This window comes from Streptomyces longhuiensis (assembly GCF_020616555.1).
Classification (GTDB): domain Bacteria; phylum Actinomycetota; class Actinomycetes; order Streptomycetales; family Streptomycetaceae; genus Streptomyces; species Streptomyces longhuiensis.
Map to the genome: position 1 here is coordinate 865,611 of NZ_CP085173.1, position 13,242 is coordinate 878,852.

The 13,242-nt window shown below is 69.7% G+C and carries 8 protein-coding genes; 1 reads left to right on the forward strand and 7 read right to left on the reverse strand.

Annotation, left to right across the window (positions count from 1 at the left end; genetic code table 11):
- Positions 1-68: 68 nt before the first annotated feature.
- Positions 69-2,666 (reverse strand): rifamycin-inactivating phosphotransferase, encoded by a 2,598-nt coding sequence (gene rph, locus LGI35_RS04175; protein WP_227292537.1) that lies wholly within the window; start codon positions 2,664-2,666, stop codon positions 69-71.
- A 926-nt stretch (positions 2,667-3,592) separates the two neighbouring features.
- Here rph and LGI35_RS04180 point away from each other — a divergent pair.
- Positions 3,593-6,604, forward strand: coding sequence for a 3-keto-alpha-glucoside-1,2-lyase-like domain-containing protein (locus LGI35_RS04180; protein WP_227300193.1), 3,012 nt, complete (start codon positions 3,593-3,595; stop codon positions 6,602-6,604).
- A 105-nt stretch (positions 6,605-6,709) separates the two neighbouring features.
- On the opposite strand, the gene LGI35_RS04185 is transcribed toward LGI35_RS04180, so the two are convergent.
- Genes LGI35_RS04185 through LGI35_RS04210 form a run of 6 tightly spaced genes read right to left on the reverse strand, consistent with a single transcriptional unit; the run spans position 6,710 to position 13,184 of the window.
- Entirely contained in the window at positions 6,710-7,537 is an 828-nt protein-coding gene (locus LGI35_RS04185; protein ID WP_227292538.1) for an ABC transporter ATP-binding protein, read from the reverse strand.
- A complete protein-coding gene (locus tag LGI35_RS04190; RefSeq protein ID WP_227292539.1) occupies positions 7,534-8,523 on the reverse strand; it encodes an ABC transporter ATP-binding protein in 990 nt (329 codons plus the stop codon). Before LGI35_RS04190 ends, LGI35_RS04185 begins: the two co-directional genes overlap by 4 nt.
- A gap of 2 nt (positions 8,524-8,525) precedes the next feature.
- The gene (locus LGI35_RS04195; protein ID WP_227292540.1) at positions 8,526-9,377 is read right to left on the reverse strand and encodes an ABC transporter permease; all 852 of its coding nucleotides are present in this window, start codon (positions 9,375-9,377) and stop codon (positions 8,526-8,528) included.
- Positions 9,374-10,321, reverse strand: a complete 948-nt coding sequence (locus LGI35_RS04200) for an ABC transporter permease (protein ID WP_227292541.1) — start codon at positions 10,319-10,321, stop codon at positions 9,374-9,376. The genes LGI35_RS04195 and LGI35_RS04200 overlap by 4 nt, the downstream gene beginning before the upstream one ends.
- A 6-nt stretch (positions 10,322-10,327) precedes the next feature.
- Complete coding sequence (locus LGI35_RS04205; protein WP_227292542.1) at positions 10,328-11,986, reverse strand: ABC transporter substrate-binding protein; 1,659 nt, start codon at positions 11,984-11,986, stop codon at positions 10,328-10,330.
- Between the two features lie 13 nt (positions 11,987-11,999).
- Entirely contained in the window at positions 12,000-13,184 is a 1,185-nt protein-coding gene (locus tag LGI35_RS04210; RefSeq protein ID WP_227292543.1) for a C45 family autoproteolytic acyltransferase/hydrolase, read from the reverse strand.
- Positions 13,185-13,242 lie beyond the last annotated feature (58 nt).

Sequence of the window (13,242 nt, forward strand, 5' to 3'; positions counted from 1 at the left end):
GGCCGAGGCTCCGGCGCGGCTCAGCCTCGGACCTTCATCAGGGGCGCTGTCCGGTGGGTGATCGCCCGTCAAGACAGGATCTCGACGTACCCGTCGGTTCCGTGCACGCGGATCCGCTGCCCGTCCCGGATCAGCCGGGTGGCCTGCTCCACGCCCACGACGGCCGGCAGGCCGTACTCCCGGGCGATCACCGCACCATGGGTCATCAGGCCACCCACCTCCGTCACCAGGCCCGCGATTCCGACGAACAGCGGAGACCAGCTGGGGTCCGTGAAGGCCGTGACCAGGATGTCGCCCGCTTCGAGATCGGCGTCCGCCATGTCGAGGATGACGCGGGCCCGCCCCTCGATGGTCCCGGCGGAAACCGGTACGCCGATCAGGGCGCCTGCCGGCGCGTCGTCGCGCCGGTACGCCCCGGTGAGGGCTTCGCCGTCCGAGGTGAGCACCCGGGGTGGCGTGAGCGCGTGGAACGAACGGAACGCCTCCTTGCGCTGCTGGATGAGCTCTTCGTCCACCTGGTGCGAGCGCACGACGTCGTGGAGTTCCTGGAAGGTGAGGTAGAAGACGTCCTCCTTCTCAGGAAGCACGTCGGCCTGCACGAGGAGCTCGGCCTCCGCCAGCAGAGCCTGCTTGTAGACGAAGTAGCGGCTGATGATGCCGTACTTGGGGTACTCCCGATAGCCGATGAAGGTTCTGACCCGGTCGATCATCCCCTTGACCTCGTCGGCTTTCCGGTCCCCGTCCGGCAGGGCGCGCAAGCGTGACAGCACGTCCTGTTCCTTCTTCTGGGCCTTCTGCCGCCCTTGCTCGAAGCGCCGCTCGGCGGCGCCCGGCTCGAAGTTCCTGACGTTGTCGAGGATCACGGGCACCAGCGTGCTGGGGCGCTCGCGCCAGCGTGGCCTCGTGATGTCGATCTCGCCGACGCAGCGCATGCCGTACCGGTCGAGGTAGGCCTCGATCGCGTCGCGCGCCTCGGTCCCGCCCGCGAGCTTCGCCAGGTCGTCCAGGAAGTCATCGCCGTCGACGCCTTGCAGGAACGCCACCACTTCCGGCTGCGGGCGGATCACGTCCGCGACGTCGAGCAGTGCCAGTCCCATCTCCGAGGTGATGTTGTCGGGGGCGGACAGCGTCAGCGTGTCAGCCACGTTCTTCTCGCCGAGCCACTCCTGCAGCTTGTCGTTGAGCCACCACGTCGCCTCCATCCCGGCCATGATCGCCTGAATGCTCAGCGGATCACTGAGCACTCGCTTGTGCTCCTCGAAGGCCTCCAGCAGGAAGTCGAACAGCGCCGGTCCGGTCTTCGTCCGAATGTCGCGCTCCAAGGCGGCGATGGATGCCCGGCTGCGCTCGATGAGCTCGGTGACGACGGCCGGATCGGTGTCGATCGGGGCGGGCGGGCCGCCGGCCGGCGGCCCGCCGGGGCCCGCGTCCGGGAGCGTCGGGACGAAACCGTCGCGGTCGAGGACGGTCTCCAGAGCGTGCCTGATCAGCGGATCGCCCTTGCCCATCGCCTCAAGGAGGCCGGCGCGGCTCGCGGGCGAGGCCAGGCGCCGGGTGACGTCGACGAACAGTCTGCCGCCGGCCTCGTGCATCGGCACCATGGCCGTGAGCTGCCACATGGAGAACCCGAGGGGCTTCATGGGGTCGGTCATCATCTGCCCATGGCCGACAGAGACGTAGACGTGGTTGTCCTGGTCTCCGCTCTCGGGAATGGGGAACAGCGTCGTGATCGGCCGGCTCTGCACGATCTGGAAGCCGTCGTCGACCAGGCACCATTCGATGTCCTGCGGGCGGCCGAAGTGCGCTTCGATCCGCCGCCCGAGCTGCGCGAGCCGCACGGCCTGCGCATCCGTCAGCGCGGGCTGCTCCTGCTGCTGCGAGTCGATCGTGACTTCCTGCGTCCCGCCGGCCGGAAGGGCGTGAACGGCGCGCTGTTTGGCGGCGATCGCCTTGTCGACGACTTCGCCGTCCCGCACCTTGAAGACGTCCGGGTTCACCAGACCGGAGACCAGGGCCTCGCCGAGGCCGAAGCCGGCGTCCACGGTGGCGACCTTCCGGTTGCCGGTGACGGGGTCGGCCGTGAACAGGATGCCGGACGCATGCGGGAAGACCATGCGCTGCACGACCACGGCCATGTGGACCGTGCGGTGGTCGATGCCGTTCCGCTGGCGGTAGGTCACGGCCCGCTCGGTGAACAGCGAGGCCCAGCAACGGCTGATGTGCTGGAGGATCGCCGTCGGTCCCACGACGTTCAGGTACGTGTCCTGCTGGCCGGCGAAGGAGGCCGTCGGCAGGTCCTCGGCCGTGGCGCTGGATCGGACGGCGTAGGGGGCCTGCTCGCCGAGCTGGGCGAGCGCGCGGGTGATCGCCGCGGCGAGATCGCCCGGGACGGCGATCCCTTCGATGGTCCGGCGAATCTGCGCGCTGAGCCTGCGGATGGCCTCCCGGTCGTCCGGGTGCAGGCGCGACAGCTGGTCGAGCTGATCGTCGATCGACGGTGCTTCCGCCATGATCCGCCGGAAAGCGTCCGTCGTCACGCAGAAGCCACCCGGCACGCGGACGCCTTCGATCCGCGACAGCCCGCCCAGGTGCGCGCCCTTGCCGCCGACGACCGAGACCTGTGTCCCGTCGACGTCTTCAAGATCCAACACGTACTGCTCAATCACTGCGTTACCTCCGAGGCAGCCGTGCTGCGTCGCACTGCGGTGGCCGGTCGGATCACCGGCACCTCCCACTCTGTCGAACTTCTTGTCGCGCACGTCCTCATCCCTGCTTGTGTTTCCTCTGCAGAGCCGGCCGACCACTCCACCCGGTCGGGCGGCCCGCACCCCCCGCAACCCCATTGCCTGTCCCCCAGCGGTTCGACGTCACCGCGCCCCCTACGTCGACACCAACACACACGTCGTGCCCGCGTCTCCGCAGGTTGTGGCGTCGGCGGACGATTCTGCGCCATGACCCGGGCCTTGCGGCAAGCCCCCCAACGCGCTATAAGTTGAGAGTGGCAAGGAGAGTTCTCTCCTTGCCTTTGTCTTTTCCATTGCCTGTGCGCCTTTGCCGTGCGATGGAACTGAGAACCTTCACGCGAAGCGGTACGGTCACCAGCTCGCTGAGACGGCGCGGGCTCAGCCCGGTGAACGGTGGACGGGGGAAGGCTCCGACGCCGTGATCACGCCAGCCACGCCAGCCACGCCAGCCACGCCAGGATCACCACAACTTTGCCCGCGGCTCAGCCTCAACCGCACGCTCTGGTTACCGCTGAGCGGCAATCCCCCTGCGGGGTCGTGTGGCGATGCCCTCATCAGGTGGGGAGGGCCCGTCAGTTGCGGGACGAGCCTTACGGGTCGTCCGATGTAACGAGTCTGTAGACGTGGGTGAGGGCGCGAGCGATCGCGCACGGTTGCCGGATCGGCGTCACCGTTCGGTCATGCCATGGCAGGTCCTCGGCCAACTCCCCGTCCGTTCTTCTTTTCTGTGGACAAAGTGTGGACGCTCCGCGACCTCATCCCTACGCTGAGCGTCGCTCGGCCACAGAAGTCTGCGTTACCCACAGCGGAACCACGCAGGAGGAAGAGTGACGCCACGCCCCGTGCACATGTCCCGCCCCAGACGTCGCGGCGCCCGAAGAGCCACCGGGCTGCTGCTCACCGCTCTCCTCGGTGCCGGTCTGGTCGCCCCGGCGCCTGCCTCGGCCGATGACCATCCACGGCCGTTCGCGGATCTGCCCCCGCAGGAACCGGGGGTGACCCTGCGCGTCTTCGACATCCAGTCACCACTGAGCAAGCTGTGCGATCTGAAGCCCGCGCAGACCCCGAACGTCGACAAGCTGATCCCCACCGCCGACTGGACGTCCACCGACGGCTTCGGGTTCGAGAACAACTTCGTCTCGCAGATCATCGGCAATCTGAACGTGCCGGAAGCCGGCTCGTACGGATTCCGGCTCATCAGTGACGACGGTTCGCGGCTCTTCCTCGGCGGACAGCAGGTCATCGATCACGACGGGCTGCACGGAGCCGAGCCCAAGGACGGCGAGATCACGCTCAATGCCGGCTACCAGTCGCTGCGCATCGACCACTTCGACGCGGGCGGTGGCCAGCAGGTCACCCTGCAGTGGAAGCCGCCGGGAAAGAGTGAGTTCACCACCGTGCCGAACTCCGTGCTGAGTACGGACGCCGGTGTCGTACGAGTGACGGCGCCCGGCCGCAAGGAGTGCGAGGGGACGTACGACACCCCCGGTGACGGGCTGCCACTGACCGAGGTCAACCCCGGCTACAAGCTGACCGATCTGCGGCCCAAGGGCTTCGAGCCGCAGGTCTCCGCGATGGACTGGCTGCCCGACGACCGCCTTGCGATCACCACCTGGGGCGGCAGCACCGAGACGAAGGGCGAGGTGTACCTCCTCGACCACGTCACCGGGGACACCGGGCCCGACAAGGTCACGTACAAGAAGATCGCCGAGGGGCTCAAGGAGCCGATGGGGATCAAGTACGTGGACGGGAAGCTGTACGTCTCCGAGAAGCATCAGCTGACCGAGCTCGACGACACCGACGGCGACGACGTCATTGACGAGAAGCGGAAGATCGCCGAGTGGCCGTATGGCGGGAACTTCCACGAGTTCGCCTTCGGGCTGCTCTACGACAAGGGCGACTTCTATCTGAATCTTTCGGTCGCGATCAACTACGGCGGAGCGAGCACGGATCCGCAGCCCGCGCCGAACCGCGGTACGACCATCAAGGTCAACAAGGCTACGGGCAAGGTCAGTTACCTCGCCGGCGGTCTGCGTACCCCGAACGGGATCGGGCGCGGCCCGGGCAATGATCTGTTCGTCGCGGACAACCAGGGTGGCTGGCTGCCCGCGTCCAAGCTGGTGCACATCAAGCAGGACCGGTTCTTCAATCACTACATGAACCCGGACGGTCCCTTCGACGACCAGCCCGTCACGAAGCCGGCGCTCTGGCTGCCGCAGAACGAGATCGCCAACTCGCCCAGTACGCCGATGCAGTTGAAGAAGGGGCCGTTCGCCGGGCAGATGGTCTTCGGTGACGTGACGTACGGCGGGCTCCAGCGGGCCGACCTGGAGAAGGTCGCCGGCGAGTACCAGGGTGCGGTGTTCCGGCACACGCAGGGACTCGAGACCGGTATCACCCGGATCAGCACCGGGCCCGACGGCGCGATCTACACCGGCGGGCTCGGCGCCGACGGCAACTGGGGCCAGGAGGGCAAGCTCCGCTTCGGGCTGCAGAAGCTGACGCCGACCGGGAAGACCGCCTTCGACATCAAGACGATGCGCGCCACCCGCGACGGCTTCGAGCTCACCTACACCAAGGCTCTGTCCGAGGAGACCGCGACTAAGCTGACCAAGGGCGCGTACTCCGTCGAGCAGTGGCGCTACGTGCCGACACCCGCGTACGGCGGCCCGAAGGTCGACGAGGAGTCGCTGCCGGTCGTGTCGGCGAAGCTCTCCGACGACCGCCGCAAGGTCCGGCTCGCCATCCCGGGCCTGAAGGCGGACCGCGTGGTGCACGTGCGGTCGCCCCGCCCGTTCTCGTCGTCCGAGGGCGAGCAGTTGTGGTCCACCGAGGCTTGGTACACGCTCAACGCCAAGCCTGGTCCCGAGGAGCCGGTCACCACCTACGACGCCGAGTCGGCAAAGCTCTCCGGCAGTGCCGGCATCGACACCGAGCACGTCGGCTACACCGGCGGGGGCTTCGTCGACGGCTTCGGCGAGCAGGGGGCGAAGGCGAGCTTCGACGTCGTGGTCGACAAGAAGGGCACCTACGACGTGGGCCTGCGGTACGCGAACGGCCCGCACCCCGCACCGGGCACCAAGACGATCAGTGTCACGGTCAACGGCGGTGACCCGAAGCAGACGAGCCTGCCGTCCACGGGCGAGTGGAGCCGCTGGTCCACCAAGACCGAGCGGCTCGCACTGCGCAAGGGCCGCAACACGATCACGTACGCCGTCGGGGCCGGTGACACCGGTCATGTGAATCTCGACGCGCTCGACGTGCGCCGGCCCGGCGCCCGGATCGACCTGTTCTCCGGCGGGAGCATCTCCACCGCCTGGCAGCACTCGGACGGCCGCAGCGCGGAATGGCCGCACACAGCCGAGAAGTCCATGGAGGTCTGCTGCGGCGACCTGCGCACGAAGCAGCACTTCGAGGACTTCAAGCTGCATGTCGAGTTCCGGGTGCCGAAGCTGCCGGACGACGTGACCGGACAGAACCGGGGCAACAGCGGGGTCTATCTCCAGGAGCGTTACGAGGTGCAGATCCTCGACTCGTTCGGCGTGGAGAAGCTCGCGGACAACGAGGCGGGGGCGATCTACCAGAAGAAGGCCGCCGACCTCAACGCGTCCACCGCGCCGGAGACTTGGCAGACGTACGACATCACGTTCCGCGCGGCCCGCTTCGACGCGGACGGCAAGAAGACGTCCGACGCCAGGGTCACGGTGGTGTGGAACGGCAAGAAGGTCCACGACAACGTGGCGGTCGACGGCCCGACGGGCGCGGGCGACCCCGAGTCCGCGGCGGCCGGGGCGATCCGGCTCCAGGACCACGGGAACAAGGTGCGATTCCGGGATGTGTGGGTGGAGCCACTGTCCTGACCTGGTTGCTTCCACAGGGCACCCTGCCGACGGGCCCAGTCGCGTGGGCTGTCGGCGGGGTGCCGCCCCACGGCCCACGCGACTGGGCTCAGCCGATCAGAACGTTCACACCGTGGCCGCCCGCGCCCTGACCGCGTCCGCCGGGTCCCAGCCCGCGCGCGGCACCGAGGCGAGCAGGAGCCGCGTGTACGGGTTCTGCGGGGCGGCCAGGACATCGGCCGTCGGGCCCTGTTCGACCACGGTGCCTCGGCGCATGACCACGGCCTCGTCCGTGATGTGCTGGACGACCGCCAGGTCGTGGCTGACGAAGACGAGGGCAACCCCGGTGTCGCGGCGGATCTCTTCGAGCAGGTGCAGGATCTGTGCCTGGATCGACACGTCGAGCGCGGCCACCGCCTCGTCGAGGACCAGCACCTTGGGGTCGACCGCCAGCGCCCGCGCGATGGCGAGTCGCTGACGCTGGCCGCCGGACAGGCCGTGCGGCCGGGCCCCCGACTCACGTGCGCCGAGGCCTACTTGTTCCAGGAGTGCGTCGGCGAGGGACTCGTCCCGACCGTGCAGGCGCAGGGCCGTGGTCAGGCACTGGCGGGACGTGAGCCGGGGGTCCAGGGAAACGTACGGGTCCTGGAAGACCATCTGGATCTCGCGGGCCCGCGCGAGGCGTGCCCGGCTGCCGCGCGGGGTGCGTGGGGTGCGGGTGTGGCCGGAAACGGAGACGGTGCCGGCGTCAGGCTGTACGAGGCCCACGAGCATGCGCGCGACGGTCGTCTTGCCGGATCCGGACTCGCCGACGATGCCGAGTGAGCCGCCCGCCGGGACGGTGAAGGTGACGTTGTCGGCCGCGGTGAGACGCCCTCCGCCGGGCAGACCGTATGTCTTGTGCAGTCCTTTCACTGCCAACAGCGGGGCGTCCTGCGGTACTTCGGTGGTCATCGGGCGCTCCTCTTCAGTGGGCCCGGGCCCGGGCCGGTGGGTTCGGGCAGTCGGCGGCAGGTCGCGCTGCCCCCGCCGGTCAGGGGTGACGGCGCGGGCGACCAGGTCGAGCACGCGGGTTCCGCGTCGGCACAGCGGTCCGCGAACTCGCAGCCGCCGAACGTGTCCGCGAGGGACGGCGGGCGCCCGGGGATCGGGCGCAGGTCGCGCCGCCCCTCCCCCAGCGTCGGCGAGCAGGCGAGCAGTCCCTTCGTGTAGGGGTGGCGTGGCCGGTCGAAGAGCTGGGTGGCGGGCTGTTGTTCGACAACCCGGCCCGCGTACATGACGTACACGCGGTCGCAGTACGCGGCGGCGAGGTGGAGGTCGTGCGTGATGAACAGGAGTCCGAGGCTCAGGTCGGCGCGCAGGGTGCGCAGGAGCGAGAGGATTTCCGCCTGGGTGGTGACGTCCAGGGCGCTGGTCGCCTCGTCGGCGAGCAACAGCCTGGGGTCGGCGGCGAGGGCGCCGGCGATGACGACGCGCTGGAGCATGCCTCCGGACAGTTCGTGCGGGCGCTGGCGGGCGCGGCGTTCGGGGTCGGAGAGGCCGACGGTGTCGAGGAGCTCGACGGCCCGGGTGCGGGCCGTCTTCTTGTCGAGGCCGGTTCCCGTCAGCCGTTCGACGAGGAAGTCGCCGACGCGGCGGACCGGGTTGAGGGCGGAGCGCGGGTCCTGGTGGACCATGGCGACCGTACGGGAGCGGTGGCGGCGCAGGTCGTCGCCGGTCAGGGCGAGGACGTCCGTGCCGTCGACGCGTACGGATCCGGATATGGCTGTTCCGTCGGGCAGCGTGCGCAGGGCCGCCTTGGCGGTGGTGGACTTGCCCGAGCCGGACTCGCCCACCAGGCCGACCACTTCGCCGCTCGCCACCTGGAGGGAGACGCCGTTGAGTACGGGCCGGGCGGTGCCTGGCAGTTGGAGGGTGAGGTTGTCGATGTCGAGGAGCATGGCTACTTCCTGCTGCCGAGTCGGTCGGCGGCCCAGACCCCGACGACGTTGAAGGACACCACGACGAGGGCGATGGCGAAGCCCGGTACCAGGGCGGGCAGGAGCGCGCCCTGGACGACGGCGGCCTGTCCTTCCTGGACCATCAGTCCCCAGTCGGAGCTGGGCGGCTGGGCGCCGAAGCCCAGGTAGGAGAGCGTGGCCAGGGACATCAGGGCCTCGCCGAAGAGGACCACGAGATAGCCGACGACGGCCCGGCCGAGGTTGGGGACGAGGAAGCGGGCACAGATCCTTGCGCCGCCCATGCCCAGGACCCGGTAGGCGTCGATGTACGGCTTGCGGCGCTCGGCGAGGGCCACTGAGCGGGTGTACTTGGCGACGGTCGGGGTGTACGCGAGTCCGAGCGCCAGCACCGATGTCGTCATGCCGGAGCCGAAGACGGCGATGATCAGGACGGTGAACAGGAGCCCGGGGAAGGCGTACATGACGTCGGTGAGGCGGGAGACGAGGGTGTCCACCCAGCCGCCGCGCCAGGCGGCGAGCGTGCCGAGGGTGACGCCGAGGAGTGCGGCGATGGCCAGCAGCAGGATCGGGGCGATGAGGCTGGTGCGGGCTCCGTACAGGACGCGGGAGAGCAGGTCCTGCCCGGAGGAGTCGGTCCCGAGGAGGTGGTCGCCGCTCGTGCCGACGAGGGACGCCGAGAGGTCGATCGTGTCGGGTGCGTACGGGGCGAGCAGGGGTGCGAGGACTGCGGCGAGCACGACGAGGGTCATCACGCCGCCCGCGACGACGACGCCGAAGGGGCGCCGTTCCTTCGCGGGTTTCAGGCCGATGGGTGCGAGGGTCTGGGCGCTCATGCGGCGGCCTCCTTCACCCGCGGGTCGAGCAGCGGGTGGACCAGGTCGACGAGGGTGGTGACCACGATGTAGCCGGTGACCATGAGGAGGAGTACGGCCTGCGCGACCGGGAAGTCGTGGGTGTTGATCGCGCCGACGAGCAGGGATCCGACGCCGCTGATCCCGAACGCGGTCTCGACGACGACGGTGCCGGCGAGCATGCCCGCCATGACGAGGCCGCACATGGTGACGATCGGGCCGAGGGCGTTGCGCAGGATGTGCCGGAGCACGATCTCGCGTTCGGGGATGCCTGAGGCCCGGGCGGCCTCCACGTGGTCGGCGGCGCCCGCGTCGACCATCGACTGCCGGGTGACGCGGCTGATGAGGGCGAGCGCGCCGAGCGCGAGCGAGAGGGCGGGCAGGGTCAGATGGTGCAGGCCGCCGGCGAAGCCCTCGCCGCTGCCGGACACCGGGAACCAGCCCAGCTGTACGCCGAACAGGGCGACCAGGGCGATGGCCGAGACGAACGAGGGCACCGACGCGGCGAGCGTCGTGCCGCCGACGACCGCCGAGTCGATCCAGGTGCCGCGGCGCACGGCGGCGAGGATTCCCGCGCCGACACCGAGGACGACGAAGAGCAGGGTCGCGTAGGCGACAAGGGCGAGTGTCGTCGGGAAGCGAGCGGCGACCAGGTCGGCGACCTGGTCGCCGTACTTGAAGGAGCGGCCGAGGTCGAAGTGGAGACAGTCGCCGAGCCAGCGCCCGTACTGCACGACGAGCGGCTCGTCGAGGTGGTACTGCGCGCGCACCAGGTCGAGCTTTTCGGGGGTGAGTTTGTCGCGGCCGCCGGCCAGGAAGACGGCGGGGTCGCCGGGTGCGGCGTACACCGCGGCAAAGATGACGAAGGACGCGGCGACGAGGGTGGCGAGCAGTCCGGCGAGGCGCCGGGAGATCCGGGCAAGCATCGGTGGTCAGCCCTTCTTCGCGCCGAGTTCGGCGGCCCACGGGTAGTAGAGGTACGCCATGGAGGCGGGCGGTCCGGTGAGCTTCGTGTTGAGGACGAGGACGGAGGGGACCTGGGCGACGGAGATCCACACGGCGGCGTCGGTGAACTTCTTCTGGACGTCGACCGCGAGCTTGGCCCGCTGGGCGTCGTCGAGGGTGGCGAGTGCCTTCTTCACCTCGGTGTCGTACGCCGCGTCCTTGAAGCCGACCCAGTTGTTCGAGGAGTCGGACAGGGCGTTGTCGTAGAAGCCCATCGGGTCGGCCTTGGAGATGTACCAGTCGCCGGCCAGGACGTCGATGTCGGCGCGGGCCTGCGGGTCGCTGTAGAACTGCTCGAACTGCGAGGTCGGGACGGTCTTGATCTGTCCCGTGAGGCCGATCCGCTGGAGGGCCGCGCGGACCGCGTTGGCGATGACGGTGCGGCCCTGGCTGGCGTCGGTACCGATCACGATCGGGGTGGCGGCATCGGCCCCGGAGTCCTTCACCAGCTGCTTGGCCGTGGCGAGATCGTCGGCCGAAGGGCTGGCGGGCGCGTAGTCGACGGCCTTCTGGGCGGCTTCGAAGACGGGCTTCTCGTAGCCCCAGGCGCCGGAGCCGACCGGGGTGCCCCAGGGCTGGACCATGCCGCCGTAGCCGGACGCGGCGATGCCCTTGCGGTCGAGCGCGAGGGACAGCGCCCGGCGGACCTTGGCGTCCTTCAGTCCGCCGCGTTCGGTGGGGATGAGGACGAGCGACGCGGTGGAGGGGCCGTAGTGCTGCTCGATGCCCTTCTTGCCCTGGAGGGCAGCGGCGGTGTTGGGCGATTCGGCGTACGCGCCGTCGGCCGCGCCGGTCGTCAGGGCGTTGACGAGGGCGCTGTCGGCGGCCCAGCGGAAGGTGACCTGCTTCGTCAGCGGCTTCTTGCCCCAGTAGGAGTCGTAGCGGCGGATGGTGATGGAGTCGCCGGACTTCCAACTGCTCAGCTCGTACGGCCCGGTGCAGGCGTCGGGCTGTCCGGGTGTGCCGAAGTCCTTGCCGGCCTTCTCGACCTGCTCCTTGTTCCACACGATGCCCGCGTCGCCCGCGAGTGCCTTGAAGAACATGGCGTCCGGCGCCTTGAAGGTGATCGTGACCTGGCGGGCGCCGGTCTTCTTCATCGCGGCGATGTTGCCGAACTCGTCGCCCTGTTCCATGTCGGGGTCGGCGTGCCGCTTCAGGCTCCACAGCACGTCGTCGGCGGTCATCGGGGTGCCGTCGTGGAAGGTGACGCCGGAGCGCAGGGTCAGGACGAGGGTCTTGTCGTCCGGCGTCTCCGCCTTCTCGGCGAGGAGGGGCTTCGTCGACATGTCCGGCTGCAGTTGGTAGAGACGTTCGCAGACGTTGGTGAGGACGACGCGGCCCGCGCTGGTGCCCTGGGTGTCCAGGTCGAGCGAGTCCGGCTCGTCCTCCAGGAGCCAGTCGGCGTTGGCCAGTTCGCCCTTGGCGGCGGTGGTCGTGGGGTGGAGGGTGAGCTTGGCGGCGTCGGCGGTCGCGGAGCCGCCCGCGGTGTTCCGGGTGGCTCCGCTACAGCCCGCGGCCGCGGCGATCGTCGCGGCGACGAGGCCTGCGGCCACGGCCGCCCTTCTGCTGGAACTGGTGTGGGTCATCGCTGATTTCCTGTCAGTTCTGGCCGTACGGGCCGTCGTAGAGGTTCCAGGGGAGGTGCTGGTACTCGCGGTCGCAGGGGGTTCCGGCGGTCACGTGGTAGTCGCCGGTGGTCAGGTCGGCCAGGGAGGAGACGAGCGTCGTCCAGTGCTTGACGGCCGGCTGCCGGGGGTCGGGGTGGGTGCACAGGGACTCGGGGAGACCGAGGTGGTCCGACATGGCGTGGCGGATGATCTTGCGGGATTCGTCGGGCCCCGTGGAGCCGCGCAACGCCCTGAGCCCCTGCTCGGCGCGCGGCACGCGGACCAGGGAGTCGGACGACATGGGCCGGTAGCCGGCGGCGGCCAACTGGGCCGGGACGCCTGCCTGGTAGTGGTTGCCGTGCACCAGCAGGCCGTCGGTCGGATACATCCAGCCGTGTCCCGCCGGGGTGGTCTCCAGGTCGATGGCGAAGCCCTCGCGGCAGGTCAGCAGGGCGTTGCTGGCGATGTGGGCGCGGGTGCGGCAGAGCACGTCGAGGGCGTCGGTGATGTTGCTCTGGTCCAGGACGCTGCGGCGCACGACGGTCTGCGGCAGGCCGATCGTGTCGTCGAAGCGGCCGCCGAGCCCGTTGGCGTTGAAGGCGATCCCGGCGGAGTTGGCGCCCTGGCGGCCGATCTGGCCGGCCTCGACCTGCATGATCAGGGTGGGTTCGGGGGGCTGGACGATCCGGATCATGACGACGGTGTCCGCGACCCCGGCGCGCCAGTCCCAGTTCTGCCCCGCGTAGACGTGCCCGTCGCCGCTGGCCTCGCCGTAGGCGGCGAAGGAGGTGCAGCCCTCGGCGGGCTCCTCCTCGGGGGCCCGGCCGTCGGCCCCCATCTGCGCGAAGGACTTGTCGTAGATGACCTCGCCCCGCGCGTTCAGGGCGAGGACGTCGAGCAGGTCGACTCCCGCGCCGTCCGCGATGCCCCGCATCTCGTCGACGAGGTGGGGTGCGTAGTCGCGTACGGGTTCCAGCCAGCGGGCGGCGCGGGCGGTGACGCGGTCCCAGGTCAGCCCGGCTGACTGGCCGAAGGCCTCCTCGTAGTAGGCGAGAGCGGCGCGCAGTTGGGGCCGCACGGCCTCGCCGTACTGCCGGCCCCGCTCGAGCGGGCTGCCGGAGATCTCGATGACCGGAAGGACCCGGGTGGGGGCGGATTCCGTGGAACGGGGTGTCATTCTTCTCCTCGCGACGGAGCGCTCCCGAACGACGGCGGAGGACCGGAGGATCCTGTAA